Here is a 24,833-nt window from a genome sequence, read left to right on the forward strand (position 1 = left end):
TCCCCCTTGAAATAGGCGCTTATTCATCGGGAACCACGGCGGTGGCCTCGATTTCCACCTTGGCGGCGTCCTCCACCAATTCGGCGATCTGGATCACGGACATGGTGGGATAGAAGCGCCCCATCACCTCCCGGTAGGCCAGCCCCAGTTCCTTGGCCTGGGCCAGGTATTCCCGTTTGTCGGTGACGTACCAGGTGAGGCGGATGATGTGTTCCGGCTTGCCGCCGGCGCAGCGCACTACTTCCACCACGTTTTCCAGGGCCTGCTTGGCCTGGGCGGTGAAGTTGCTGCTGACGAAGCGGCGCTGGGCATCCCAGCCCACCTGGCCGGCGACGCTGACGTAGCTGCCCTTGGCCTTGATGCCGTTGGAAAAACCCCGGGGCCGGGCCCAGTGTTCGGGCTGGATGATCTCGTGGGGGCCGGCGACGGCGGGGGCGGAATCCGCCGTGGTTGCCGTGGCCGTTGCGGCCGGCTGGGCGCCGGGCAGCGTCTTCAGTGCCTCCTCGCGCAGCTTGTAGCGTTGCAGCTTGCCGGTTTCGGTGCGCGGCAGGGCGGCGCGGAAGTCGATGATGCGTGGGTATTTGTAGGGGGCAAGCTGGGACTTGACGTGTTCCTGCAAGGTCTTGGCCAGGGCGTCCGAGCCTTCGTGGCCGGGGGCGGGGACGACGAAGGCGAACACCACCTGGCCCCGGTTCTCGTCCGGCACGCCCACCACCGCGCATTCGGCCACGGCCGGATGCTTGAGCAGCACGTCCTCCACCTCGGGGCCGCCGATGTTGTTGCCGGCGGAGATGATCATGTCATCCGTGCGGGATTGGTAGAAGAAGTAGCCGTCCGCGTCCATGAGGAAGGCGTCGCCGGTGACGTTCCAGCCGTTCACCACGTAGTCGTACTGGCGCGGATCGTCCAGGTAGCGGCAGCCGGTGGGGCCCTTGACCGCCAGCCGGCCCACCTGGCCCGGGGGCAGGGGGTTGCCGGCCTCGTCGAGGATGGTGGCGCGGTAGCCGGGAATGGGCTTGCCGGTGGCGCCGGGCCGCACGTCGTCGCCGGCGGCGGAGATGAAGATGTGCAGCATCTCGGTGGAGCCGATGCCGTCGATGAGGCGGATGCCGGTGGCCTTCAGCCAGGCCTCGCGGGTCGCCACGGGCAGGGCCTCGCCGGCGGAGACGCACTTGCGCAGGGACGAGATGTCGAAGCGTTGCAGCATGGGCAGGGCCATGCGGTAGCCGGTGGGTACGGAGAAGCTGATGGTGACGCGGTAGTGCTGCACCGCCTGGAGCAGGGGCTCGGGGCCGGGCTTGACGCCGATCACCGAGGAGGCGCCGTAGCGCAGGGGGAACAGCACCAGGCCGCCCAGGCCGAAAGTGAAGGCCAGGGGCGCCGCGCCGCAGAAAATGTCGTCGGCTTCCGGTTTCAGGGTGGAGCGGGGGAAGCAGTCGCAGATCGCCATCACGTCCCGGTGGAAGTGCATGGTGCCCTTGGGCTTGCCCGTGGTGCCGGAGGTGAAGGCGATCAGGGCCACGTCGTCCAGGGCCGTGTCCACGTTGGCGAAGGTGTCCGCCTTGCCCGCCAGCCGGGGTTCGAGCCGGTCGGTGGCGTCGGTGGCGTCGGTGGCGGCCGGCGCGGTGAGCAGGCCGTCGAAGAACAGGGTCTGGGTCAGCACCGGATGCTGGCTGCGGGCCAGTTCCAGTTCGCCGCGCAGGCTCACGTCGCACAGGCAATGGCTGATCTGGGCCTTGCCGACGATGTCCCCCAGTTCCTTGGCCCGCAGCAGGGGCATGGTGGACACGGCGACGCCGCCGGCTTTCTGGATGCCGAACCAGCCCGCCACCATCAACGGCGCGTTGGGCGAATGGAGCAGCACCCGGTTGCCCGGCACCAGGCCCATGTCCTCGGTCAGCACACGGGCCACGCGATTGGCCAGAGAGCGCAGTTCCCGGTAGGTGAAGGTGCCCAGGGGGCCGCGCAGGGCGATGCGGTCGCCCCAGCCTTTTTCGTCCACGGCCTTGTCGAGGATTTCCGTGGCGCAATTGAGTCGGTCCGGGTAATGCAACTCCGGCAGATCGAACAGGAGTTCCGGCCACAGTTTTGGGGGCGGCAGGTGGTCCCGGGCAAAGGTGTCCCGGTGGGCGCTTGGAATCATGGGCGTATCAACTGGCCTGAAAAGGCCCGACTCAGCGTTGCAGGCTGGTCAGGTGGGTTTTGAGCAGGGCCAGCAGATTGTGCAATTGCTGCTTTTCGCTTTCCTTGATGCCGGCGAACAATTCCAGAATCCATTTTTCATGGGACTCGGCCATCTTCTTGAACTGCTTCTTGCCCTCGGCGGTGAGCTTGACGATGTAGGCGCGGCGGTCGGCGGGGTTGTCTTCCCGCACCACCAGGCCCTCGGCCACCAGTTGGTCGGTGATGCCGGTGACGTTGCCGCCGGTGACCATCATGCGCTTGGACAATTCGCCCATCTTCAGGCCTTCGGGGGCGCGCTCCAGTTGGGCCATCAGGTCGAAGCGGGGCAGGGTGGTGTCGAACTGGACGCGCAGGCGGCTGCGCACCTGGGCCTCGATCAGGTTGGTGCAGGCCAGCAGCCGCAGCCACAGGCGCAGGGACTGGTGGTCGTCGCGGGTGACGCGGGTCTCGGTATCGGCGACGGTGGCCGCCACGGTGGTCTTTTTGCTCATGACATGATTTCTCCACAAGATAAGGAAACGGATTGGCCGGTGAGGGCGCGGGATTCGGCTTGGCACAGCCAGAGGGCTGCCGCCGCCACTTCGCTCGGGCTGATCACGCGCGCCTGGGGATTGGTGGCGGCGAGGGCATCCCGGGCCTGGTCGGGGCTGCGACCGGTGCGGGCGACGATGTTGTCCACGGTCTGGCGCACCATGTCGGTGTCGGTGTAACCGGGGCAGAGGGCGTTGACCGTGACGCCCTGGGTGGCAAATTCGGCCGCCAGGGAACGGGTCAGGCCCACCAGGGCGTGCTTGGCGGCGCAGTAGGCGCTGACGTAGGCATAGCCCTTCTGGCCGGCGACGGAGGCGACGTTGATGATGCGTCCGCCCGGCGCCGCCTGGCCGGCGGCCAGCAGGTCGGGCAGGGCGGCCTGGGTGCAGTGCCAGGCGCCCATCAGGTTGGCGTCCAGCATGCGCTGCAACAGGGCGGCGTCGCTCTTGGCGAAGGGGGCGCTGGCGGCCTGGCCGGCGTTGTTCACCAGGATGTGGATGGGCCCGTGTCGTTCCCGGGCGGTGGCGATGGCGCGGTTCACGGCATCGGCGTCGGTGACGTCGCAGGGGATGATGTCCGCTGATACGGTGCGGGCCAGGCGGCTGACGGTGGCACCGGCTTGTTCCAGGGCGTCGGCGATGGCGGCGCCGATGCCGCGGGACGCGCCAGTGACGACCGCATGGCGGCCTTGCAGGGGGGCGTTCATTGAGGATTCTCCGGATGCAACAGGCGTTGCAGTTGGGCGCCGCCAGCCCGGTAGGACGGCGGCCAGGCGAGGGCGTCGTGGCCTTGTTCGGCGGCCGCGCGCAGGGTCCAGTGGGGATCGGCCAAATGGGGCCGGCCGAGGGCGCACAGGTCGGCGCGGCCGGCGGCGATGATGGTGTTCACCTGGTCCGCCGTGGTGATGTTGCCCACGGCCATGACCGGAATGCCCACCTCGTTGCGGATGCGGTCGGCAAAGGGCACTTGATACATGCGGCCGTAGACCGGCTGGGCGTCGGGATGGGTCTGGCCGCTGGAAACGTCGATCAGGTCGGCGCCGGCGGCCTGGAAGGCGCGGGCCATGGCCACCGCGTCGTCGCCGCTGTTGCCGCCGGGAAACCAGTCATGGGCGGAGAGGCGCACTGCCAGGGGCTTGGGCCAGATGGCGCGGAGGGCGGCAAAGACTTCGAGGGGGAAGCGCAGGCGGTTTTCCAGGGGACCGCCGTAGGCGTCCGTGCGGCGGTTGGACAGGGGCGAGAGGAAGCCGGACAGCAGGTAGCCGTGGGCGCAGTGGAGTTCCAGTAGGTCGAAGCCGGCGGCCAGGGCGCGACGGGCGGCGGCGGCGAAGTCGGCGACGATGCGTTCCATGCCGGACCGATCCAGGGCGGCGGGGGTGGCGCTGGTGGGTCGCCAGGGCAGGGCCGAGGCGGCCACCAGGGGCCAGCTTTCAGCGGCGGGCAGGGGAACATCCTCGCCTTCCCAGGGCGGGCAGGTGGCGCCCTTGGCGCCGGCATGGCCCAGTTGCAGGCCGATCTTGGCGCCGCTGTGGCCATGGACGAAATCGACGATGCGCTGCCAGGCGGCCTGCTGGGCATCGTTCCAGAGCCCGGTGCAGCGGGGGGTGATGCGGCCGTCGGCGCTGGGGGCGGTCATTTCGCTCATGACGAGGCCGGCGCCACCCAGGGCACGGGCGCCCAGATGGGTCAGGTGAAAGTCGCCGGGCAGGCCATCCGTGGCGGCGTAGGTAGCCAAGGGAGAGACCGCGACCCGATTGGTGAGGGTCAGCGCCCCCAGGTGGAAAGGCGTGAACATGGGCGGCACGGCCTGGGCCAGGCCGCAGCGGCGGGCCAGGTCGGTTTCCACCGCGGCGATGTAGGCGGGGTCGCGCTGGCGCAGGTTCTCATGGCCCAGGCGCTGGCTGCCGGTGAGCAGGGTGTAGCTGAAGGGCAGGGGCTCGAAACCGGTGTAACGGGCCACGTGCTCGAACCATTCCTGGCGGTTGCGGGCGGCGCTTTGCAGACGCAGCACGGCCGGTTCCCGCTCGGCCTGATAGCGGGCCAGGGCGGCGGGAACGTCGGCTTCGTCCTGGAGGGCGGCGGCCAGGGCGATGGCATCCTCCATCGCCAGCTTGGTGCCGGAGCCGATGGAAAAGTGGGCGGTGTGGGCGGCGTCGCCGAGCAGGACGATGTTGCCGTGATACCAGCGACGACAGACCAGCCGGTTGAAGCGCAACCAGGCGCCGCCCCGGGCGTGGTGGGGCAGTAGGCGCAATTGGCCGCCCTGGAGCCGTTCGGCGAACAACTCGCTACAAAAGGCCAGGGAGCGGGTGCTGTCGGCCTGGTCCAGTCCTGCGGCCTGCCACACGGCCTGGGGCGCCTCGACGATGAAGGTGGCGTGGTCCCGGTCGTAGCGATAGGCGTGGAGACTGAACCAACCCCATTCGGTTTCGCGGAAATCGAAAGTGAAGGCGTCCAGGGGCCGGTCGCAGCCCAGCCAGAGGTAGCGGCAGTCGCCGACGGCGATGTCGGGCTGGAACACGTCCGCGTAGCGTTCGCGTACGGCGCTGTGGATGCCGTCAGCGGCGACGATCAGGTCGGCGTCGGCGTATTTTTCAGGTGGCTCGGCCTCGGTGTTGAAACGGAGTTCGACGCCCAGGGCGCGGGCCCGGTCTTGCAGGATGCGGAGCAGGCGGGCGCGGCCGATGCCGGTAAAACCGTGCCCCCGGGAGCGGAGGCACTGGCCGCGATAGTGGATGTCGATGGTGTCCCAGGCCACCAGGGCGTCGCGGATGGCGGCATGGCTTTCCGGGTCGGCGGCGGCCAGACCGTCCAGGGTCTGGTCGGAAAAAACCACGCCCCAGCCGTAGGTATCGTCCGCCGGACCGCGTTCGACGACGGTGACCCGATGGCTCGGGTCCGCCCGTTTGATCAATGCCGCGAAGTAAAGGCCCGCGGGACCTCCCCCCAGGCAGACGATATGCATGAAATCAATGAAATTGCCCTCAAATGGGCGATTTGAGAATTTTAAGGCATCAATAGACGCATGGGGCTGCTAGTTTGTGCTTTGCGGCAAAAAATGTGACTTACGCAATAGCGGAGTCTCGAAGGGCCCGTGGCGACGGCCGGTACGGACGACGCTGAAAGCCCCCAACGTCAGTATTGGCGCACCATGCCGGGAAGTTGCCGCGGCGCAGGTGGAGAGGGTGGGGCCCCGGCGCGGAGGACTTCTCCCGGGTTTTCCGCCGATTGGCACCTTGCGGACCCGGTAAACTAACGTTTCCTTTTTTCTCGCAATGCGCAAAAGTCTATGAACAAGCTGTTCCTCGGCGGAGTCCTGAGCTTGGCGGCCCTGCTGATCCAAATGCCTGCGGAGGCCAAGCCCGCAGCCAAAGCCAAAGCTAAGCCCGAAGCCGTGGCGGTGGCGCCGGTGGAAATCACCCTGCGTCATGGTCTCGATGGCCGGGCGCTGGATACCCTGGCCACCCTGACCGTGAAATTCAACGACAGCCTCAAGGGCAAGGGCCGGATCGTGTTGCAAGGGGTTTCCGGCCTCGCCCGGGACGAGGACAAGCGCCAATTGCCCCACATGGCCTTGTTCCACCCCGAAGATGAAATGAATTTCTTCGACACCCTGCCCCGCTTCCGTCCCCTTTACCAGGTGCTGGGCGACGGCGGCGTCAAGCTGGATCTCAAGCGCATCTACCCCTTGATGGCCGACGCAGTGGACGATTCCGCCGGGCGCTTGCAGGCCCTGCCCTTGGGCATGTCCCTGCCGGTGTTGTTCTGGAACAAGGAAGCCTTCCGCCGCGCCGGGCTGGACCCGGAACGGCCGCCCCGGACCTGGTGGGAAGTGCAGACCGCGGCCGGCAAGTTGTTCGATGCCGGCAGCAGCTGTCCCTACACCTCGTCCCGCTTCGCCTGGATGCAGGTGGAAAACCTGTCCGCCCAGCACAACGAGCCCCTGGTGCAGAAGCCGGCCCGGGCCGCTCTCAACAGCATGGTGAACGTGAAGCACCTGGCCATGCTGGTGAGCTGGCACAAGAGCCGCTACTTCCGCTACTACGGCGCCCTGGGCGAAAGCGACCAGCATTTCCTCAACGGCGAGTGCGGCATGTTGACCGGCGAGTCCAGCCTGTTCGCCGAAGCCCTGGCCCGCCATCTGCCCGTGGGCATTGCCGCCATGCCCTACTACGACGACGTGTACGGCGTGACGCCGCGCAACGTGCTGCCCGACGGGGCGGGACTGTGGTTCCTGGCCGGCTATAAGAAGGCTGACTACGCCCTGATGGCCCAGTTCGTCGAATTCCTGATGAAGCCCGAACACCAGCGCGACTGGGTGCGGGCCACCGGCTACCTGCCCATGACGGCGGACGCCATCACGGCGTTGAAGGAATCCGGCGGCCCCGCCGACGTGCTCGACGCCGCTGCCCGCCGCCTCTCCGAGCCCCGGGTGAGCCGCGTCAAGAGCGGCGGTCCTCTGGAGCGCCTGCGCAGCATCCTCAACGTGGAGGCCGAGGCCCTCTGGCGCAACGAGAAGCCGGCCAAGGAAGTGCTGGACACCGCCATGACCAAGTTCAACGGCGTGCCTTCCGCCCGCTGACTTCTGGCCCATGCACAAAACAAAAGCCCGCGATCGCGGGCTTTTGTTTTTGGTGCAAGCGGAGGATCAGAGCAGGATCAGATTGTCCCGGTGGATCAGCTCTTCCTCGTCCACATAGCCCAGCAGGGTCTCGATTTCCGCGCTGCCGTGGCGGGCGATGCGGCGGGCTTCGGAGCTGGAGTAGTTGATCAGGCCCCGGGCGATCTCCCGGCCCAGGCCGTCGCGGCAGGCCACGGCGGCGCCCCGCTCGAACTCGCCGTCCACGGCGGTGACGCCGATGGGCAGCAGGCTGCGGCCTTCCTTCAGGGCCTTTTCGGCACCGGCGTCCAGGCTCAGGCTGCCGGCCAGTTGCAGGTGATCCGCCAGCCATTGCTTGCGGGCGGCCAGGGGGGTGGCACTGGCAACCAGCAGGGTGCCCAACTGCTCGCCGGCGGCGAGGCGGGGCAGGATGTTCGTTTCGCGACCGCTGGCGATCAGGGTGTGGGCGCCGCTGCGGGCAGCCCGCTGGGCGGCGCGAATCTTGGTGATCATGCCGCCCTTGCTGATGCCGCTGCCGGCACCGCCGGCCATGGCTTCGAAGCTGCGGTCTTCGGCTGCACCTTCGCTGATCAGGGTGGCGTTCGGGTCCTTGCGCGGGTCGGCGCTGTAGAGGCCCTGCTGGTCGGTGAGGATGACCAGGGTTTCGGCTTCCACCAGGTTGGCGACGAGGGCGCCCAGGGTGTCGTTGTCGCCGAACTTGATTTCGTCGGTGACCACCGTGTCGTTCTCGTTGATGATGGGCACCACGCCCAGGGAGAGCAGGGTGGTCAGGGTTGAGCGGGCGTTCAGGTAACGGGTGCGGTCCGCCAGATCGTCATGGGTGAGCAGGATCTGGGCGGTCTTCAGGCCATGGCCGGAAAAACAGGTTTCGTAGGTCTGGCACAGGCCCATCTGGCCCACGGCGGCGGCGGCCTGGAGTTCGTGCATGCCCTTGGGCCGTTGGGACCAGCCCAGGCGCTGCATGCCGGCGGCGATGGCGCCGGAGGAAACCAGCACCACCTCGCGTCCCTGGCCGTGGAGCACCGCGATCTGGCGCGCGCACTCGGCGATGAAGGCCTGGGACAGGCCGGCGCCGTTGTCGGTGACCAGGGCGCTGCCGACCTTGACGATCAGGCGCTTACTCTTCGCTATCGTCGCTCTCATCCTCGTCCTCATCGTCGCTGACGGTGGTGGCGTGGTGGGGCGTGGTGTCGTGTTCCACCACCACGTCGCCGAACTCGGCTCGGTGCTGTTCGATGTGGTCCATCACGGCATAGGTGAGGGCCTTGCAGCCGTCGCCGGTCAGGCCGGAAATGACGAAGTGCCTGTCCACGCCGCCGTAGCCCGCGATCAGGGCGGCGATGCGCTCCTCGCGCTCTTCCTCGGGCACCAGGTCGATCTTGTTGATGATCAGCCAACGGGGCTTGGCGTAGAGGTTTTCGTCGTACTTGCGCAGTTCGTCGGTAATCGCCAGGGCGTCCCGCACGGGATTGGCCTCGGGGTCGAAGGGGGCGATGTCCACCAGGTGCAACAGCACCCGGGTGCGCTGCAAGTGGCGCAGGAAGCGGTGGCCGAGGCCGGCGCCTTCCGCCGCGCCCTCGATCAGGCCCGGTACGTCGGCAATGACGAAGCTGCGGTCGTGGTCCACGCGGACCACGCCCAGATTGGGGTGCAGGGTGGTGAAGGGGTAGTCGGCCACCTTGGGTTTGGCGGCGGACACGGCGCGGATGAAGGTGGACTTGCCCGCGTTGGGCAGGCCCAGCAGGCCCACGTCGGCCAACACCTTGAGCTCCAGCTTGAGCATGCGCCGCTCGCCTTCCTCGCCCATGGTGTGCTGGCGGGGTGCCCGGTTGGTGCTGGACTTGAAGTGCAGGTTGCCCAGGCCGCCCTTGCCGCCCTTGGCGATCAGGGCGCGCTTGCCGTCCTTGTCCAGGTCGGCGATCAATTCGCCGGTCTCGAAGTCGGAGATCACGGTGCCGACAGGCATGCGCAGTTCCAGGTCCTCGCCGCCCTTGCCGTAGCAGTCGGCGCCGCGCCCGTTCTCGCCCCGGTCGGCGCGGAACATGCGGGTGTAGCGAAAGTCGATCAGGGTGTTGAGGTTGCGGTCGGCAATGGCGTAGATGCTGCCGCCGCGGCCGCCGTCGCCGCCGTCGGGTCCGCCGAAGGGGATGAATTTTTCGCGGCGGAACGAAGCCACGCCATTGCCGCCGTCGCCGGCCATGACCTCGATGCGGGCTTCGTCAAAGAATTTCATTGCTGCTGCTCCAGAAACGCAAAAGCCCTATCCCAGGGATAGGGCTTTTGCCACAGGCCGAAGCCCGATTATTCGCCGGTGTAGGGAACGACGTTCACCACCTTGCGTTGGGTGGGGCCCTTGACGGTGAATTGCACGGTACCGTCCACCTTGGCGAACAGGGTGTGGTCCTTGCCGATGCCGACGTTGTCGCCGGGGTGGAACTGGGTGCCGCGCTGACGGACGATGATGCTGCCGGCGGGGATCAGTTCGCCGCCGTAGCTCTTGACGCCCAGTCGTTTGGCTTCTGAGTCGCGGCCGTTGCGGGAACTACCGCCTGCTTTCTTGTGTGCCATGGTATGTGCTCCTTAGTGGCAATGGACTCAGCCGGCGATGCCGCTGATTTCCAGTTCAGTGTAGTTCTGGCGATGGCCTTGACGCTTTTGGTAGTGCTTACGACGACGCATCTTGAAGATGCGAACCTTGTCGTGACGACCGTGGCTGATGACCTTGGCTGTGACAGTGGCGCCAGAAACCAGAGGGGTGCCGATCTTGACCGACTCACCCTCACCGACCATGAGAACCTGGTCGAGAGTGATTTCAGCGCCCACATCTGCCGGTATCTGTTCTACTTTGATCTTTTCGCCAGCGACAACGCGATACTGCTTGCCGCCAGTTTTTATGACCGCATAAGACATGTGGGACTCCGATATTTAAAAGGAAGGGTGCTACAAAAAGAGCCGCGCATTATAGGGCGGCAAGCCATTAAAGTCAAAGCGAATTCTGTTGTTCTTGACGATGGGGGTGGCCGTCCCTAACATCGCGCCTTTCCTGAAGGCCCGCTTCCCCCGCTTTAATTCCCCATCGTGCAGCTCAATTCCCTCTATGCCCTGATCGCCGACGACATGAAAGCCGTCGATGTGGTGATCCGCGAACGCCTCTATTCCGACGTGGTGCTGGTGCGCCAGGTGGCCGAATACATCATCAGCGCTGGCGGCAAGCGCATGCGTCCGGCCCTGGTCCTGCTCACGGCGGGTGCCATGGGCTACCAGGGCAAGCACCATCATGAGCTGGCGGCGGTGGTGGAGTTCATTCATACCGCGACCCTGCTCCACGACGACGTGGTGGACGAGTCCGACCTGCGCCGAGGGCGGGAGACCGCCAATGCCCTGTTCGGCAATGCCGCCAGCGTGCTGGTGGGGGATTTTCTCTATTCCCGCGCCTTCCAGATGATGGTGGGCGTCGGCTCCATGCGGGTCATGGAAGTCCTGGCCGAGGCCACCAACATCATCGCCGAGGGCGAAGTGTTGCAGTTGATGAACTGCAACGACGCCAATGTGGATGTGGAGTCCTATCTGCGGGTGATCCGTTACAAGACGGCCAAGTTGTTCGAGGCGGCGGCCCGGCTGGGCGGCATCCTCGGCGGCGCCTCGGTGGAACTGGAGGAAGGCCTGGCCCGCTACGGCATGCACCTGGGCACGGCCTTCCAGTTGATCGACGACGTGCTGGATTATTCCGGTGTCGAAGGCGAGACCGGCAAACACGTCGGTGACGACCTGGCTGAGGGCAAGCCCACGCTGCCCCTGATCCACGTCATGAAGAACGGCACGCCCCAGCAGGCGGCCTTGGTTCGCCAGGCCATCGAGCAAGGCGGGCTGGACGAGTTGCCCGCCATCCTTGCCGCCATCGAGGAAACCGGTGCGCTGGTGGAGACGCGACGCCAGGCCGAGCTGGAAATCGCCGCCGCGAAACAGGCCATTGATGCCCTTCCGCCTTCGCAATACCGCGACAGTCTGCTAGAATTGGCGGACTTTTCCGTCGCGCGCAGTCACTGATTCATCGGACAGTCAGCGCTTTTTCGGAAGTTCCCGCTAGCTGTAAAACACGTTTCACCACTCTCGCATCGGGGCGTAGCTCAGCCTGGTAGAGTACTGCGTTCGGGACGCAGGAGTCGGAGGTTCGAATCCTCTCGCCCCGACCATCACCGCCTTGTCTTGTTGGTTTGAGATAACGGCACATGGCGTTCTGCCAAAACCATTTTCCCTCTGCCTCGGCGCCACGGTTGCGTGGTTGTCTGCCTTGACGTCCATCTATTCGTCCATGCTATTTCCACGGGTGTTCGAGTGGCTTGATGGGGATGCCAGTTTTGTGGCGGTATTGGATTGGGGGTGGGGCTCGGCTGCGGCGGGTAAAAAAAAGCGGCGACGGATGCGCCGCCCCGGTCGGAATGAATCCGCAAGACCGTCTTTCCGCCTAGAATGGCCGTTGAAACCGTAGGGGTTTCTATCGCCGAGTTTTTTCAAGGAGGAGTCCGTACATGAAGTCCAGCAAATTCCTGCCCGTGCTGACCGTTGCTGCGCTGTTGGCAAGCCCCGTTGCTCACGCCAGCCTGCAATTGGCGCAAAAGGGCGGCTGTGTTGCCTGTCATGCCATCGACAAGAAGATGGTTGGTCCTGCTTACAAGGACGTGGCCGACAAGTACAAGGGCCAGAAGGATGTCGCCACCAAGTTGTTCGACAAAGTTCGCCATGGCGGAACTGGCGTGTGGGGCACCATCCCCATGCCGGCCACTGGCCCGGACAAGCTGAGCGATGGCGATCTGAAGGCCGTGATCGAATGGGTGCTCAAGGGCGCTTCTTGATTTAGCGTGCCGGGCGGGCCGTCCTGAGGGACGGTTTCCGCTAAAATAGATGGCTGTTCCAAGCAGGGCGAACATTGCGTTCGCCCTGTTCTTATTTCTGGAGTGAGTAAACATGCCGGTGATTACCCTTCCCGACGGTTCCAAGCGGGAATACCCCCAAGCGCTGACGGTGGCCCAGGTGGCCGCCTCCATCGGTGCCGGGCTGGCCAAGGCCGCCCTGGCAGGTCGCATCAATGGCAAGCTGGTGGATACCAGCACCTTGATCGACACCGACGTGGACTTGGCGATTGTCACCGACAAGGATGCCGACGGCCTGGAAGTCATTCGCCACTCCACTGCCCACTTGCTGGCCTATGCCGTCAAGGAACTGTTCCCCGAAGCCCAGGTGACCATCGGTCCCGTGGTGGAGAACGGCTTCTACTACGACTTCGCCTACAAGCGCCCCTTCACGCCGGAAGACCTGCAAGCCATCGAAAAGCGCATGGCTGAACTGGCGAAAAAAGACTTTCCCATCACCCGCGAAGAGTGGGAACGGGACGAGGCCGTGGAATTCTTCAAGGGCCTGGGTGAGCACTACAAGGCTGAGCTGATCGCTGCCATTCCGGCCGGGGAGCCCATCGGTCTTTATCGCGAGGGCGATTTCATCGACCTTTGTCGTGGCCCCCACGTGCCCTCCACCGGCAAGCTCAAGGCCTTCAAGTTGATGAAGGTGGCCGGTGCCTACTGGCGCGGCGACTCGAAGAACGAGCAGTTGCAACGTATCTACGGCACCGCCTGGGCCAAGAAGGAAGAGCTGGACGCTTACCTGCACATGCTGGAAGAGGCCGAGAAGCGCGACCACCGCAAGCTGGGCAAGCAGCTGGACCTGTTCCATTTGCAGGAAGAAGCCCCCGGCCTGGTGTTCTGGCACCCCCACGGCTGGACCCTGTGGCAGGAAATCGAGCAGTACATGCGCGCCGTGTATCGCGACAACGGCTACCAGGAAGTGCGTTGCCCCCAGATTCTCGACCGCAGCCTGTGGGAGAAGTCGGGCCACTGGGAGCACTACAAGGACAATATGTTCACCACCGAGTCCGAAAACCGGGACTACGCGGTGAAGCCCATGAACTGTCCCGGCCATATCCAGATTTTCAACGACGGCCTGCGCTCCTACAAGGAGCTGCCTCTGCGTTACGGCGAGTTCGGCTCCTGTCACCGTAATGAGCCCTCTGGTGCTCTCCATGGGGTGATGCGGGTGCGGGGCTTCACCCAGGACGATGGCCATATTTTCTGTACCGAGGATCAGATCGAGTCCGAGGTGACGGCCTTCAACGCCCTGGTGCGCAAGGTTTACGCCGATTTCGGTTTCAACGAGGTGGCGGTGAAGCTGGCCCTGCGCCCCGCCAGCCGGGTGGGCGACGATGCCGTCTGGGACAAGGCTGAAAGCGGCCTGCGCGCCGCCCTGCGGGCCAGCGGCCTGGAATGGGAAGAGTTGCCCGGCGAGGGTGCCTTTTATGGCCCCAAGATCGAATTCCACATCAAGGACGCCATTGGCCGTTCCTGGCAGTGCGGTACCGTGCAGGTGGATTTCTCCATGCCTGGCCGCCTCGGTGCCGAATACGTTGGCGAGGACAACGCCCGCCATACCCCGGTCATGCTGCACCGGGCCATCCTGGGTTCCCTGGAGCGTTTCATCGGCATCCTGATCGAAAACCATGCTGGCGCCCTGCCTTTATGGTTGTCGCCGGTACAGGTGGTGGTGATGAGCATTTCCGAAAATCAGGCCGATTACGCCCAGGCTGTCGCGGAAAAGCTGCGCGCTGCCGGTCTTCGCGCTGACTGCGATTTGCGGAATGAGAAAATAACCTATAAAATTCGGGAACATAGTTTGTTGAAGCGGCCTTACTTGTTGGTGGTTGGCGACAAGGAAAAGGCCGAAGGGTTGGTCGCAGTGCGTGCCCGGGGCAATCAAGATCTCGGGCAAATGTCCCCCGATGCTTTATTGGAGCGGCTGCTGGCGGAAAAGCGCAGCAGGGCTGAGTGACCTGTTTTTTTGAATTTTTTTGGAGTATTGAACCATCGCCCAGGAGAAGACGCAGCGCGTCAATGACGAAATAACCGCCGCCGAGGTCCGTTTGGTCGGAGAAGACGGTGAGCAGTTGGGTATCGTGTCCGTGCGCCAGGCCTTGGCCTTGGCGGACGAAGCGGAATTGGACCTGGTGGAAATTGCCCCCATGGCCAAGCCGCCGGTCTGCAAGATCATGGATTTCGGCAAGTTCAAGTATCAGGAATCCAAGCGCGCCCACGAAGCCAAGCTGAAGCAGAAGCAGGTACAGGTCAAGGAAGTGAAGTTCCGTCCCGGTACGGACGAGAACGACTACCAGATCAAGCTGCGCAACGTCACCAAGTTTCTGGGCGAAGGCGACAAGGCCAAGATCACGCTGCGTTTCCGCGGACGGGAAATGGCCCACCAGGAAATCGGTATGCGGGTGCTGGAACGCATCAAGACCGATCTGGAGGAAGTCGCCCTGGTCGAGCAGTTTCCAAAAATGGAAGGTCGACAACTGATCATGGTGCTGTCCCCCTCCAAGAAGCAGGTGAAGTAGTTTTGCAAGAATTTTCCCCGGCGCGCCGGTCGCGATGGGGAAAACCAAGCGGTGCGGGTTATCAAGTGTCGTCAAGGAGACGGCCACCTTGCTCCGTTTTATAAGGAGAAATCTTCGATGCCGAAGATGAAGACCAAGAGCGGTGCCCTGAAGCGCTTCAAAGTGCGCGGCAGCGGCAGCATCAAGCGCTCCCAGGCGTTCAAGCGCCACATCCTGACCAAGAAGTCCACCAAGGTGAAGCGTCAACTGCGTGGCATGGCCGAGGTTCATGAATCCGATGTGAAGCTGGTTCGCGCCATGCTTCCCTACGCGTAAAGGAGATTTACTATGCCTCGCGTAAAACGTGGTGTAACGGCGCGCGCGCGCCATAAGAAGGTTCTCGCCCTCGCCAAGGGCTATCGCGGTCGTCGCAGCACGGTCTATCGCATCGCCAAAGAAGCGGTGATGAAGGCCGGCCAATACGCCTACCGTGACCGTCGTCAACGCAAGCGTCAGTTCCGCGCCCTGTGGATCGCCCGTATCAATGCGGCCGCCCGGGAAGTGGGCCTGAAGTACAGCACCTTCATGAACGGCCTGAAGAAGGCTTCCATTGAAGTGGACCGCAAGGTTCTGGCCGACCTGGCCGTGTTCGACAAGCCCGCTTTTGCGGCGCTGGCGAACCAAGCCAAGGCCAAGCTCGGCGCCTAATCCGCGTTAGGTCCCTGCTGTCAAACGAGGGGAGGTCTTGGGTAACCGGGGCCTCCCTTTTGCATTGTGTTGCTTGCATTCAAGCCATGAACAATCTTGAACAACTGGTCGCCGATGCCGCGGCCGAATTCGCGTCGGTGACCGAGCCGGCCAAGCTGGAAGAGGCCAAGGCCCGCTACCTGGGCAAGAGCGGTTCCCTGACGGAACTGCTGAAGGGCCTGGGCAAGCTGTCACCGGAGGAGCGCAAGAGCGCCGGTGCTGCCATCAATGCCGCCAAGGAGCAGGTGGAAGCGGCCCTGAACGGTCGTCGTGAAGCCTTGCGGGAAGCGGCGCTACAAGCCCAATTGGCGGCCGAGGCCCTGGATGTGACCCTGCCCGGACGGGGTCAGCCCAGCGGTGGCCTGCATCCGGTGATGCGCAGTCTGGAACGGGTGGAGCAATTGTTCCGTTCCATCGGTTTCGAGGTGGCCGACGGTCCTGAAATCGAGACGGACTGGCACAACTTCACCGCCCTCAATACCCCGGACAACCACCCGGCCCGCTCCATGCACGACACCTTCTATCTGCTGGACGACGCCGGCAAGGTGCGCGAGGACGTGCTGCTGCGTACCCACACCAGTCCGGTGCAGGTGCGTTACATGCAGGCCCACGTGGACAAATACCGTCATCTGGACGCCATGCCCGAAATCCGCGTCATCGCGCCGGGCCGGGTGTACCGGGTGGACTCCGATGCCACCCACTCGCCCATGTTCCATCAGGTGGAGGGGCTGTGGGTCGGTCAGGACGTCAGCTTTGCCGACTTGAAGGGCGTGATCGCCGACTTCCTCAAGAACTTCTTCGAGACGGATGACCTCACGGTGCGTTTCCGTCCCTCCTTCTTCCCCTTCACCGAGCCTTCGGCTGAGATCGACATGGCCTTCATGAGCGGCCATCTCAAGGGGCGCTGGCTGGAGATCGCCGGCTGCGGCATGGTGCATCCCAACGTGCTGCGCTTTGGCGGCATTGATCCGGAAAAGTACACCGGCTTTGCCTTCGGCATGGGGCCCGACCGGCTCACCATGCTCCGCTACGGCATCAACGACCTGCGCCTGTTCTTCGAAGGCGACCTGCGCTTCCTGTCGCAGTTCAACTGACCCGCTGAATTTTCCGCGAGAAATCGTCCATGCAATTTTCCGTATCCTGGCTGCGCAGCCTTGTGAATCCCTCCCTCGGCACGGAGGAACTGGCCCACGCCCTGACCATGGCTGGGTTGGAGGTGGAAGAAATGACCCCGGTAGCGCCCGCCTTCGACAAGGTGGTGGTGGCCCAAGTCATTTCCCGGGAGAAGCATCCCGATGCCGACCGCCTCAGCTTGTGCCAAGTCGATGCCGGCGAGCACGGCACTTTGCAGATCGTCTGCGGCGCGCCCAATGTGGCGGCCGGTCTCAAGGTGCCCTGTGCCTTGGTGGGCGCCCAACTTCCCGGCGACTTTCAGATCAAGAAGGCCAAGGTGCGCGGCATCGAGAGCTTCGGCATGCTCTGTTCCGCCAAGGAGCTGGGCATTGCCGACGAGGCCAGCGGGTTGCTGGTGTTGCCGGAAGATGCGCCCGTGGGCCAGAGCATCCGCCAGTACCTGGATCTGGACGACACGCTGATCACTATCAAGCTCACGCCGAATCGGGCGGATTGCTTGTCGCTGTCCGGCATCGCCCGCGAGGTGGCGGCCCTCACCGGTGCGCCGCTGACGCTGCCGGAGGTGGCTCCGGTGGCTCCCGCCATCACGGATACCCGGACTGTGGCCCTGGAGGCCGGTGTGGCATGTCCGCGCTACTGCGGCCGGGTGGTCAAGGGCGTGAACGCCGCCGCGCCGACGCCGGACTGGATGAAGCAGCGCCTGGAGCGCTGCGGCATTCGCTCGATTTCCGCCGTGGTGGACGTGACCAACTACGTCATGCTCGAGTTGGGGCAGCCCATGCATGCCTTCGACAACGACAAGCTGGTCGGCGGCATCCACGTGCGCCAGCCCAAGGCCGGCGAGCAAGTACTGCTGCTCAACGGCCAGACCGTCACGCCGGCTGCCGACGTGACCCTGATCGCCGATGACGCGAAGGCCCTGGCCTTGGCCGGTATCATGGGCGGCGAGGACTCCGGCGTCACCACCGGCAGTCGCGATATTTTCCTTGAGTCGGCCTTCTTCGCCCCCGATGCCATCGCCGGCAAGGCCCGGGCCCTGGGTTTCTCCTCGGACTCTTCCTACCGCTTCGAGCGGGGCGTGGATTTCGCCCTGCAAGGCAAGGCGCTGGAGCGCGCTACTCGTCTGGTGCTCGACATCTGCGGTGGTCAGGCCGGTCCCGTGGTGGAGGCCCTCGATGCGACCAAGTTGCCCGAGCGCAAGCCCGTCAAGCTGCGCAGTCAGCGGGTGTGCAAGGTGCTGGGCATTCCGCTGTCCGCCACGCAAATCGGCCAATTGCTGGGCGGCCTGGGGCTCGCTTGCCAGGCCGAGGGTGAGGATTTCCTGGTGACACCGCCTTCCCATCGCTTCGATATCGAGATCGAGGAGGATCTGATCGAGGAAGTGGGGCGCCTGTACGGTTACGACAACATCCTGGCCCGCCCACCCAAGGCCTTGATGCAGATGATGCCCCTGGCCGAGGATCGGGTGGGGCCCATGGCCTTGCGCCGTAAGATGGCAGGCCTGGGTTATCAGGAAACCATCAATTTCAGCTTCGTCGAAGCCGCCTGGGAGGCCGACTTCAGCGGCAATACCCAGCCCATCCGCCTGGCCAATCCCATCGCCAGCCAGATGGGGGTGATGCGTACCAGCCTCATCGGTGGCCTGGTCAACGTGCTGACCGTCAATCGCAAACGCCAGCAGGAGCGGGTCAAGATCTTCGAGATCGGCCGTGCCTTCTTGGCCGATGCCGCCGCCCAGCCGGTGGCTGGCTACCACCAACCCCAGCGTCTGGCCGGCCTGGTGGCCGGACCGGTGTTGCCCGAGCAGTGGGGCGGCGAAAGCCGCAAGGTGGATTTCTACGACGTGAAGGCCGATGTGGAAACCCTGCTGGCGGGCCGTGCCCTCAGCTTTGAAAAACTCGACCATCCGGCCCTGCATCCCGGCCGCGCCGCCACGGTCTTGGTGGCGGGGCAAGCGGTGGGCTTGGTGGGGGAACTGCACCCGCGCTGGGTGCAAAAATACGACCTCGGCACCGCTCCGGTGGTGTTTGAGTTGACCCTGGCGGACTTGCTGGCGATGCCTTTCCCCGTCTATCGGGAGGTATCCCGCTTCCCTGCCGTGGTTCGGGACTTGGCCTTGATCGTGGCCCACGAAACCCCCTGGCAGGATCTTTGTCTGGCCTTGAAAAAGGCCGCACCGGCCATCGTCAGGGAGATCGAGTTGTTCGACCTTTACCAGGGCAAGGGTATCGCGGAAGGAAGAAAAAGCCTTGCCTTCCGGGTAGTTATGCAAGATACTCAAAAAACCCTTGAGGATGCAGAAGTGGAGTCCGCCATCGCCGCCCTGGTGGCCGAGGCACAGGCTTCCTTTGCAGCCGAGTTGCGGCAATAAGAGGAATTCAGGCAGTGGAAAACAATACCAAACCAGGAAAATCAGGGAGCAATATGACGCTGACCAAGGCGGAATTGGCCGACATGCTGTTCGACAAGGTCGGCCTCAACAAGCGCGAAGCCAAGGACATGGTGGAAGGGTTTTTCGAGGAAGTCCGCATCGCCCTGGAAGCCGGCGATAGCGTCAAGCTTTCCGGTTTCGGCAACTTCCAGTTGCGCGACAAGCCGCAACGGCCTGGGCGCAACCCCAAGACCGGGGAAGAAATCCCGATCACCGCCCGTCGCGTCGTCACCTTCCACGCCAGCCAGAAGCTCAAGGCGAATGTCGAAGCCGTTCAGAATGGCAACGCCCACTGAAAAAATCGAATTGCCGCCGATCCCGGCCAAGCGCTACTTCACCATCGGTGAAGTCAGCGACTTGTGCCTGGTGAAGCCCCACGTACTGCGCTACTGGGAGCAGGAGTTCAACCAGCTCAAGCCGGTCAAGCGACGGGGCAACCGGCGTTATTACCAGCATCACGAGGTGCTGTTGGTGCGTCGTATCCGCCAACTCTTGTACGAGGAGGGCTTCACCATCAGTGGTGCCCGCAACCGGCTCGAAGAGGGATCGGTCCAGCGCCACGAAAGCAAGGCCGGTAAGGAGGGTGCCAAGCCAGCATCGGGCGCATCGGCGATTTCCGTGCGCGACGAATTGGCGGCGATCATCGAAATTCTGAAGCCTTGATGCGGCAGAAACGAAAAGTTCTGCTATAATTTTTTTCTCAGTCGGGGCGTAGCGCAGCCTGGTAGCGCACTTGCATGGGGTGCAAGGGGTCGCGAGTTCGAATCCCGCCGCCCCGACCATTTTTCTTCTTCCCCTCCAGGAATCTTTTAGGACCTTCAACCGGACTTTCCACTCGCCGTCATGCGCATCCTCCTGAGCAACGACGACGGTTATCTGGCTCCCGGTATCGCGGTCCTCACCCAAGCGATTTCTTCCCTTCCCGGGATTGCCCAGGCCACGGTTGTCGCGCCTGAACAAGACCGCAGCGGCGCCAGCAATTCCCTCACCCTTGATCGTCCCTTGAGTCTGCGCACCGCGCCGGGCGGCTATTTCTTCGTCAATGGCACACCGACGGATTGCGTCCACCTGGCCGTGACGGGGATGTTGGACCACCAGCCGGACATGGTGCTGTCGGGCATCAACAACGGCGCCAATATGGGCGACGACACGCTGTATTCGGGCACGGTGGCCGCGGCGACCGAGGGTTACCTGCTCGGCGTGCCGGCCATTGCCATTTCCCTGGCCGGCAAGCACGGCACAGCGGTCAGCCACTACGACACGGCCGCCCGGATTGCCTGCGATCTGGTGCAACGCTTCCAGCGCCAGCCTTTTCCCGGTCCGGTGCTGCTCAACGTCAATGTGCCCGATTTGCCCTATGGGCAAATCCAGGGGCTGCGCATCACCCGCCTGGGGCGTCGGCACAAGGCCGAGCCGGTGGTGAAACAGCGTAATCCCCGCGGCGAGACCGTCTATTGGGTCGGCCCCGCTGGTGCCGCCGCCGATGCGGGGGAGGGGACGGATTTCCACGCCGTGGCGAACGGCTATGTGTCCATCACTCCCTTGCAGATTGATTTGACCCACAGCGGACAGCTGGGGACCGTGCGGGAGTGGCTGGCATGAGCTTGCAAGGCATCGGCATGACCTCCCAGCGCACCCGTATCCGCATGGTGGAACGCCTGCGGGAACAGGGCATCCGCGACGAGCGAGTGTTGGCGGCCCTGGGCAGCGTGCCGCGCCACATCTTCGTCGAGCCGGCCCTGGCCCATCGTGCCTACGAGGACACCGCGCTGCCCCTGATCCTGGGGCAGACCATTTCCCAGCCCTATGTGGTGGCGCGCATGAGCGAGCTGCTGCTGGCCGGTCGCGATGGCCTGGGCAAGACCCTTGAGGTGGGTGCGGGCTGCGGTTATCAAGCGGCAGTGCTGGGAACCTTGACCAAGGACGTCTATGCCGTGGAACGGATCGGCCCTCTGCTGGCCCGGGCGCGGGAAAACTTGCGACAGTTGCGCATGAGCGGGGTTCGCCTCAAGCATGCCGACGGCAACTGGGGGCTGCCCGAGGCCGCCCCATTTGATACCATCATCCTGGCTGCCGCGGCGGCCCAGGTACCGGCCAAGTTGCTGGACCAGTTGGCCGTTGGCGGCCGGCTGATCCTGCCCTTGGGCAACAGCAACGGGGGCGATCAGGTTCTGGCCTTGATCGAACGCGGACCTGACGGCTTTGTCGAAAACCGTTACGATGCGGTGCGTTTTGTCCCCTTGCTGCCGGGAGTGGAATGAATTTTCGCCAGACGATTATCGGAGTTAGCGCTGCCCTGACCGGATTGATCTCCGGTTGCGCCAATCAGGCGCCGGTGCCCGTGGTGGATCGCGGCCAGAGCGTCGCGGTGCCCGACCGCCCCATGACGCCCGCCGAGGTTGCCCCCGGGTATTACCTGGTCAAGAAGGGCGACACCCTGATTCGGATTTCCCTGGACAACGGCCAGGATTATCGCGACGTGGCGGCCTGGAACAATCTCGAAGATCCCAACAAGATCAACGTCGGCCAGCAGCTCCGGGTCGTGCCGCCGGAGGGTGTTGCGGTGGCCAAGCCGGTGACGCCGCCCCCCGGGATCGACAGCCGTGCGCCGGTGGCCGTGCTCGGCAATGGCGTCAAACAGGAACCCAAGGGCGGGAGCCAACCCTACAGCGACGAAACCCTGGCGCGGTTGCGGCAAGGCGAGACCAAGCCAGTGGAATCGAAGCCGGTGGAACAGAAACCCGTGGCCGAAGCGCCGGCAGCCGCGCCGGAGGCGCAGGATAAGCCGCTGCCGACGCTTACCGAAGGCGATTGGGCCTGGCCCAGCAATGGCAAAGTGCTGGCGCCGTTCAACGAAGCCAGCAACAAGGGGATCGATCTGGCCGGCAAGAGCGGCGACCCGGTCCAGGCGGCGTCTGCCGGCAAGGTGGTTTATGCCGGTAGCGGCCTGCGTGGCTACGGCAACCTGGTCATCATCAAGCACGACGCCACCTATCTGTCGGCCTATGCCCACAACAGCAAGATTCTGGTCAAGGAGGGGCAAAGCGTGACCAAGGGGATGAAGATCGCCGAGGTGGGCAACAGCGACGCCGACCAGCCGAAATTGCATTTCGAGATTCGCAAACAAGGCAAGCCGGTGGATCCGCTGGCCTATCTGCCCAAGCGCTGACCTGCCATGACCACGGCCCCCGACCCCTTCGACGAACACTCCGAAGAACAGGTCGAGGAGGTCTTGCCGCCGGAGGACGCGGAGGCGGTGTTTGCCGCGGCGAGCGCTCCTCTGCCGGAGCCGGAGCTGGAGTTTCTCGACGACATCACCCAGCTTTATCTGAATGAAATCGGGACCAGTCCGTTGCTCACGGCGGCGGAGGAAAAGAGCCTGTCCCGGGCATCCCTGGCCGGGGACTTCGCCGCCCGGCAGCGCATGATCGAGTCCAATCTGCGCCTGGTGGTCAGCATCGCCCGCCATTACCAGAACCGGGGCGTGCCGCTGGACGATCTGATCGAGGAAGGCAACCTGGGCCTGATCCACGCCCTGGAAAAGTTCGATCCCGAACGGGGCTTCCGCTTTTCCACCTACGCCACCTGGTGGATTCGGCAGAATATCGAGCGGGCGATCATGAACCAGTCCCGCACCATCCGCCTGCCGGTCCATGTGGTGAAGGAACTCAACCTGGTGCTACGCACGCTACGGCTGGTGGATCATGGCGAGGATGCCGGGCACCACCACAGCATGGAACAGGTGGCCCGGCTGCTGGACAGGCCCGTGGACGAAATCCAGCACATCCTCGCCCTGTCGGAGCGCACCGCCTCCCTGGATGCGCCCCTGGACGTGGATCCCGACCTTTCCATTGGCGACGCCATTGCCGACGACAGCGCCGCCGAGCCGGAGGCGTGCCTGGCCCGACGGGAGATCGAGCAGCACATGCACAACTGGGTAAACGATTTGTCGTCCCGTCAGCGCCAGGTGCTGGAGCGTCGCTACGGCTTGAACGGCCACGATGTGGAAACCCTGGAGGTGATTGCCGCCGATCTGGGCGTTACCCGGGAGCGGGTCCGCCAGATCCAGATGGAAGGCCTCAAGGCCCTGCGGCGCCAGTTGGCGAAGGAGGGGGTGCAGCGGGATGCCTTGCTCTAATTCGCCCTAGATCTCTGGCTGCGCGGTAAATAATCACACCCCGCGCGGCGCGCGGCGGTGGTCAGGGCGGGAAAAATCCATTAAAGTCGCCCCTTTCTTATAACAACACTTGGGGAACCCCATGAGCAATAAAGGGCAAATGCTACAAGACCCGTTCCTGAACACGCTTCGTCGCGAGCACATTCCGGTGTCCATTTACCTGGTCAACGGCATCAAGCTTCAGGGCCAAGTGGAGTCCTTCGACCAGTATGTGGTCCTGCTGAAGAATACTGTCACCCAGATGGTGTACAAGCACGCTATTTCCACCGTGGTGCCCGCCCGTCCGGTGAACTTCAACCAGGAAGGCGCCCCCGAGTAACGATGGCTTCTTTCCGCCGCGGGTCGGGTTCGGCGTTTGTTTGACCGTCCCGCCAGTGGCTCCGGTGGCATATCCGGAGCCATTCTTGTGCAATTGGATTTTGGCGACGGCGACTATGCCGAGCGTCTGGACGAATTCAAGCTGCTGGTGACCAGCGCCGGCGCCGAGCCCCTGGTCGTGGTCGGGGGCAAGCGCAGCAGTCCCGATGCCGCCTATTACGCCGGCAAGGGCAAGGTGGATGAGGTGGCCGAGGCCGTGCGTCTGCACGATGCCGACATCGTCCTGTTCAACCACGAACTTTCCCCCGCCCAGCAGCGCAATCTGGAAAAAAAGCTGGAACGGCGGGTGGTTGACCGCACCAGCCTGATCCTGGACATTTTCGCCTTGCGCGCCCGCAGCCACGAAGGCAAGTTGCAAGTGGAATTGGCGCAGCTACAGCACTTGGCCACCCGCCTGGTGCGGGGTTGGTCCCACCTGGAGCGGCAAAAGGGCGGTATCGGCTTGCGTGGTCCAGGTGAAACCCAGTTGGAAACCGACCGCCGCCTGCTGGGCAAACGGGTGGCCATGCTCAAGGAAAAACTCAAGCTACACGAACGGCAACGGGCGGTACGCCGCCGTTCCCGCAGCCGCAGCGACGTGCTGTCCGTCTCCCTGGTGGGATACACCAACGCCGGCAAGTCCACCCTGTTTAACGCCCTGACCAAGGCCGGCAGCTATGCCGCCGATCAGCTGTTCGCCACCCTGGATACCACCTCCCGCCGCTTGTACATCGAAGGGGCGGGGCAGGTCGTGCTGTCCGACACCGTGGGCTTCATCCGCGATCTGCCCCATGATCTGGTGGCGGCTTTCCATGCCACCCTGGAGGAAACGGCCCAGGCCGACCTGCTGTTGCACGTTGTGGACTCGGCCAGTGCCGACCGCGACCAGCAGATTCGCGCCGTGACGGCGGTGTTGGAAGAAATCGGCGCCGGCGGCGTGCCGCAGATCATGGTGTGGAACAAGATCGATGCCACCGGTGTCACAGCCGGTATCGATCGGTCCCGGGAAGATGATGTTGGGCCGCTCGAGGGCCAAGCGCCGGGCCATTCAGCAGAGGCTGGGCCCGTGGAGGGCCATGGTAAAATAGAACGTATTCGTATCAGTGCTAGAACTGGCGCTGGTCTCGACCTGCTGCGCGGCGCCCTGGCCGAAGTCGCCCTGGCCCATCGGCAGCCTCCCGTCGAGATCGACACCTCATCCCAACCCTACCAGCCGGAAAACCAATGATCGCCGG

The 24,833-nt window shown here is 64.2% G+C and carries 25 protein-coding genes and 2 tRNA genes; 19 read left to right on the forward strand and 8 right to left on the reverse strand.

Annotation, left to right across the window (positions count from 1 at the left end; genetic code table 11):
* Nucleotides 1-19 precede the first annotated feature (19 nt).
* From ACYQ2U_RS03235 to ACYQ2U_RS03250, 4 genes are read right to left on the reverse strand one after another with little or no spacing between them, the layout of a single operon-like run.
* Nucleotides 20-2,143 carry an AMP-binding protein gene (locus ACYQ2U_RS03235; RefSeq protein WP_459948892.1) on the reverse strand — a complete coding sequence of 708 codons (2,124 nt, stop codon included), beginning with the start codon at nt 2,141-2,143 and terminating at the stop codon, nt 20-22.
* A 31-nt stretch (nt 2,144-2,174) separates the two neighbouring features.
* Entirely contained in the window at nt 2,175-2,675 is a 501-nt protein-coding gene (locus tag ACYQ2U_RS03240) for a MarR family winged helix-turn-helix transcriptional regulator (protein WP_459948893.1), read from the reverse strand.
* Nucleotides 2,672-3,421 (reverse strand): SDR family NAD(P)-dependent oxidoreductase, encoded by a 750-nt coding sequence (locus ACYQ2U_RS03245; protein WP_459948894.1) that lies wholly within the window; start codon nt 3,419-3,421, stop codon nt 2,672-2,674. The genes ACYQ2U_RS03240 and ACYQ2U_RS03245 overlap by 4 nt, the downstream gene beginning before the upstream one ends.
* Entirely contained in the window at nt 3,418-5,679 is a 2,262-nt protein-coding gene (locus ACYQ2U_RS03250; protein ID WP_459948895.1) for a bifunctional salicylyl-CoA 5-hydroxylase/oxidoreductase, read from the reverse strand. Before ACYQ2U_RS03250 ends, ACYQ2U_RS03245 begins: the two co-directional genes overlap by 4 nt.
* 324 nt (nt 5,680-6,003) lie before the next feature.
* Here ACYQ2U_RS03250 and ACYQ2U_RS03255 point away from each other — a divergent pair, with 324 nt between their 5' ends.
* Entirely contained in the window at nt 6,004-7,296 is a 1,293-nt protein-coding gene (locus ACYQ2U_RS03255; protein WP_459948896.1) for an extracellular solute-binding protein, read from the forward strand.
* A gap of 66 nt (nt 7,297-7,362) precedes the next feature.
* Here ACYQ2U_RS03255 and proB read toward each other — a convergent pair whose 3' ends face one another.
* From proB to rplU, 4 genes are all read right to left on the reverse strand, one after another.
* A complete protein-coding gene (gene proB, locus ACYQ2U_RS03260) occupies nt 7,363-8,478 on the reverse strand; it encodes a glutamate 5-kinase (protein WP_459948897.1) in 1,116 nt (371 codons plus the stop codon).
* Nucleotides 8,453-9,568, reverse strand: a complete 1,116-nt coding sequence (gene cgtA, locus ACYQ2U_RS03265) for an Obg family GTPase CgtA (RefSeq protein ID WP_459948898.1) — start codon at nt 9,566-9,568, stop codon at nt 8,453-8,455. The genes proB and cgtA overlap by 26 nt, the downstream gene beginning before the upstream one ends.
* Nucleotides 9,569-9,636: 68 nt before the next feature.
* Nucleotides 9,637-9,903 (reverse strand): 50S ribosomal protein L27, encoded by a 267-nt coding sequence (gene rpmA / locus ACYQ2U_RS03270; RefSeq protein ID WP_459948899.1) that lies wholly within the window; start codon nt 9,901-9,903, stop codon nt 9,637-9,639.
* A 27-nt stretch (nt 9,904-9,930) separates the two neighbouring features.
* A complete protein-coding gene (gene rplU, locus ACYQ2U_RS03275; protein ID WP_459948900.1) occupies nt 9,931-10,245 on the reverse strand; it encodes a 50S ribosomal protein L21 in 315 nt (104 codons plus the stop codon).
* Between the two features lie 207 nt (nt 10,246-10,452).
* On the opposite strand from rplU, the gene ispB reads away from it, so the two are divergent.
* The 18 genes from ispB (at nt 10,453) to hflX (ending at nt 24,826) form a co-directional block, all read left to right on the forward strand.
* Nucleotides 10,453-11,382 (forward strand): octaprenyl diphosphate synthase, encoded by a 930-nt coding sequence (ispB, locus tag ACYQ2U_RS03280; protein WP_459949237.1) that lies wholly within the window; start codon nt 10,453-10,455, stop codon nt 11,380-11,382.
* A gap of 69 nt (nt 11,383-11,451) precedes the next feature.
* Nucleotides 11,452-11,528, forward strand: a tRNA-Pro gene (locus tag ACYQ2U_RS03285).
* A gap of 336 nt (nt 11,529-11,864) precedes the next feature.
* Nucleotides 11,865-12,188: a c-type cytochrome gene (locus ACYQ2U_RS03290; RefSeq protein WP_459948901.1), complete on the forward strand. Its 324-nt coding sequence runs from the start codon at nt 11,865-11,867 to the stop codon at nt 12,186-12,188.
* Nucleotides 12,189-12,300: 112 nt separating this feature from the next.
* Nucleotides 12,301-14,211 carry a threonine--tRNA ligase gene (gene thrS / locus ACYQ2U_RS03295; RefSeq protein WP_459948902.1) on the forward strand — a complete coding sequence of 637 codons (1,911 nt, stop codon included), beginning with the start codon at nt 12,301-12,303 and terminating at the stop codon, nt 14,209-14,211.
* A gap of 34 nt (nt 14,212-14,245) precedes the next feature.
* Entirely contained in the window at nt 14,246-14,773 is a 528-nt protein-coding gene (gene infC, locus ACYQ2U_RS03300; RefSeq protein ID WP_459949238.1) for a translation initiation factor IF-3, read from the forward strand.
* 117 nt (nt 14,774-14,890) lie between these two features.
* Nucleotides 14,891-15,088: a 50S ribosomal protein L35 gene (gene rpmI / locus ACYQ2U_RS03305; RefSeq protein WP_459948903.1), complete on the forward strand. Its 198-nt coding sequence runs from the start codon at nt 14,891-14,893 to the stop codon at nt 15,086-15,088.
* 12 nt (nt 15,089-15,100) lie between these two features.
* Nucleotides 15,101-15,460, forward strand: a complete 360-nt coding sequence (rplT, locus tag ACYQ2U_RS03310; RefSeq protein WP_459948904.1) for a 50S ribosomal protein L20 — start codon at nt 15,101-15,103, stop codon at nt 15,458-15,460.
* 86 nt (nt 15,461-15,546) lie between these two features.
* Entirely contained in the window at nt 15,547-16,593 is a 1,047-nt protein-coding gene (gene pheS, locus ACYQ2U_RS03315) for a phenylalanine--tRNA ligase subunit alpha (RefSeq protein WP_459948905.1), read from the forward strand.
* A 29-nt stretch (nt 16,594-16,622) separates the two neighbouring features.
* Nucleotides 16,623-19,004: a phenylalanine--tRNA ligase subunit beta gene (gene pheT / locus ACYQ2U_RS03320; RefSeq protein ID WP_459948906.1), complete on the forward strand. Its 2,382-nt coding sequence runs from the start codon at nt 16,623-16,625 to the stop codon at nt 19,002-19,004.
* A gap of 53 nt (nt 19,005-19,057) precedes the next feature.
* Complete coding sequence (locus ACYQ2U_RS03325; RefSeq protein WP_459948907.1) at nt 19,058-19,360, forward strand: integration host factor subunit alpha; 303 nt, start codon at nt 19,058-19,060, stop codon at nt 19,358-19,360.
* Nucleotides 19,344-19,727, forward strand: a complete 384-nt coding sequence (locus ACYQ2U_RS03330) for a MerR family transcriptional regulator (protein ID WP_459948908.1) — start codon at nt 19,344-19,346, stop codon at nt 19,725-19,727. Before ACYQ2U_RS03325 ends, ACYQ2U_RS03330 begins: the two co-directional genes overlap by 17 nt.
* 42 nt (nt 19,728-19,769) lie before the next feature.
* Nucleotides 19,770-19,846: transfer RNA gene (locus ACYQ2U_RS03335), tRNA-Pro, on the forward strand.
* Nucleotides 19,847-19,907: 61 nt separating this feature from the next.
* Nucleotides 19,908-20,666, forward strand: a complete 759-nt coding sequence (gene surE / locus ACYQ2U_RS03340) for a 5'/3'-nucleotidase SurE (protein WP_459948909.1) — start codon at nt 19,908-19,910, stop codon at nt 20,664-20,666.
* Nucleotides 20,663-21,325 (forward strand): protein-L-isoaspartate(D-aspartate) O-methyltransferase, encoded by a 663-nt coding sequence (locus ACYQ2U_RS03345; RefSeq protein ID WP_459948910.1) that lies wholly within the window; start codon nt 20,663-20,665, stop codon nt 21,323-21,325. Before surE ends, ACYQ2U_RS03345 begins: the two co-directional genes overlap by 4 nt.
* Nucleotides 21,322-22,233 carry a peptidoglycan DD-metalloendopeptidase family protein gene (locus tag ACYQ2U_RS03350; RefSeq protein ID WP_459948911.1) on the forward strand — a complete coding sequence of 304 codons (912 nt, stop codon included), beginning with the start codon at nt 21,322-21,324 and terminating at the stop codon, nt 22,231-22,233. The genes ACYQ2U_RS03345 and ACYQ2U_RS03350 overlap by 4 nt, the downstream gene beginning before the upstream one ends.
* 6 nt (nt 22,234-22,239) lie before the next feature.
* Nucleotides 22,240-23,202, forward strand: coding sequence for an RNA polymerase sigma factor RpoS (gene rpoS / locus ACYQ2U_RS03355; RefSeq protein ID WP_459948912.1), 963 nt, complete (start codon nt 22,240-22,242; stop codon nt 23,200-23,202).
* Nucleotides 23,203-23,323: 121 nt separating this feature from the next.
* Nucleotides 23,324-23,560 carry an RNA chaperone Hfq gene (gene hfq / locus ACYQ2U_RS03360; RefSeq protein WP_459948913.1) on the forward strand — a complete coding sequence of 79 codons (237 nt, stop codon included), beginning with the start codon at nt 23,324-23,326 and terminating at the stop codon, nt 23,558-23,560.
* A 36-nt stretch (nt 23,561-23,596) separates the two neighbouring features.
* On the forward strand, nt 23,597-24,826 hold the full coding sequence (gene hflX / locus ACYQ2U_RS03365) for a GTPase HflX (RefSeq protein ID WP_459948914.1): 1,230 nt from the start codon (nt 23,597-23,599) through the stop codon (nt 24,824-24,826).
* Nucleotides 24,827-24,833: the final 7 nt, after the last annotated feature.

The sequence above is a fragment of the Denitratisoma sp. agr-D3 genome (assembly GCF_054658675.1).

Excerpts from the sequence above, each read along its gene's own strand:
- pheT (WP_459948906.1), top strand. The coding sequence starts at position 16,623 with ATGCAATTTTCCGTATCCTGGCTGCGCAGCCTTGTGAATCCCTCCCTC.
- ACYQ2U_RS03240 (WP_459948893.1), bottom strand. The coding sequence starts at position 2,675 with ATGAGCAAAAAGACCACCGTGGCGGCCACCGTCGCCGATACCGAGACC.
- rplT (WP_459948904.1), top strand. The coding sequence starts at position 15,101 with ATGCCTCGCGTAAAACGTGGTGTAACGGCGCGCGCGCGCCATAAGAAG.
- proB (WP_459948897.1), bottom strand. The coding sequence starts at position 8,478 with ATGAGAGCGACGATAGCGAAGAGTAAGCGCCTGATCGTCAAGGTCGGC.
- ACYQ2U_RS03250 (WP_459948895.1), bottom strand. The coding sequence starts at position 5,679 with ATGCATATCGTCTGCCTGGGGGGAGGTCCCGCGGGCCTTTACTTCGCG.
- ACYQ2U_RS03345 (WP_459948910.1), top strand. The coding sequence starts at position 20,663 with ATGAGCTTGCAAGGCATCGGCATGACCTCCCAGCGCACCCGTATCCGC.
- rpoS (WP_459948912.1), top strand. The coding sequence starts at position 22,240 with ATGACCACGGCCCCCGACCCCTTCGACGAACACTCCGAAGAACAGGTC.
- pheS (WP_459948905.1), top strand. The coding sequence starts at position 15,547 with ATGAACAATCTTGAACAACTGGTCGCCGATGCCGCGGCCGAATTCGCG.
- ACYQ2U_RS03290 (WP_459948901.1), top strand. The coding sequence starts at position 11,865 with ATGAAGTCCAGCAAATTCCTGCCCGTGCTGACCGTTGCTGCGCTGTTG.
- rpmI (WP_459948903.1), top strand. The coding sequence starts at position 14,891 with ATGCCGAAGATGAAGACCAAGAGCGGTGCCCTGAAGCGCTTCAAAGTG.
- ACYQ2U_RS03350 (WP_459948911.1), top strand. The coding sequence starts at position 21,322 with ATGAATTTTCGCCAGACGATTATCGGAGTTAGCGCTGCCCTGACCGGA.
- ACYQ2U_RS03245 (WP_459948894.1), bottom strand. The coding sequence starts at position 3,421 with ATGAACGCCCCCCTGCAAGGCCGCCATGCGGTCGTCACTGGCGCGTCC.
- hfq (WP_459948913.1), top strand. The coding sequence starts at position 23,324 with ATGAGCAATAAAGGGCAAATGCTACAAGACCCGTTCCTGAACACGCTT.
- ACYQ2U_RS03330 (WP_459948908.1), top strand. The coding sequence starts at position 19,344 with ATGGCAACGCCCACTGAAAAAATCGAATTGCCGCCGATCCCGGCCAAG.
- ispB (WP_459949237.1), top strand. The coding sequence starts at position 10,453 with ATGAAAGCCGTCGATGTGGTGATCCGCGAACGCCTCTATTCCGACGTG.
- cgtA (WP_459948898.1), bottom strand. The coding sequence starts at position 9,568 with ATGAAATTCTTTGACGAAGCCCGCATCGAGGTCATGGCCGGCGACGGC.
- ACYQ2U_RS03235 (WP_459948892.1), bottom strand. The coding sequence starts at position 2,143 with ATGATTCCAAGCGCCCACCGGGACACCTTTGCCCGGGACCACCTGCCG.
- thrS (WP_459948902.1), top strand. The coding sequence starts at position 12,301 with ATGCCGGTGATTACCCTTCCCGACGGTTCCAAGCGGGAATACCCCCAA.
- ACYQ2U_RS03255 (WP_459948896.1), top strand. The coding sequence starts at position 6,004 with ATGAACAAGCTGTTCCTCGGCGGAGTCCTGAGCTTGGCGGCCCTGCTG.
- ACYQ2U_RS03325 (WP_459948907.1), top strand. The coding sequence starts at position 19,058 with ATGACGCTGACCAAGGCGGAATTGGCCGACATGCTGTTCGACAAGGTC.
- rplU (WP_459948900.1), bottom strand. The coding sequence starts at position 10,245 with ATGTCTTATGCGGTCATAAAAACTGGCGGCAAGCAGTATCGCGTTGTC.
- surE (WP_459948909.1), top strand. The coding sequence starts at position 19,908 with ATGCGCATCCTCCTGAGCAACGACGACGGTTATCTGGCTCCCGGTATC.
- rpmA (WP_459948899.1), bottom strand. The coding sequence starts at position 9,903 with ATGGCACACAAGAAAGCAGGCGGTAGTTCCCGCAACGGCCGCGACTCA.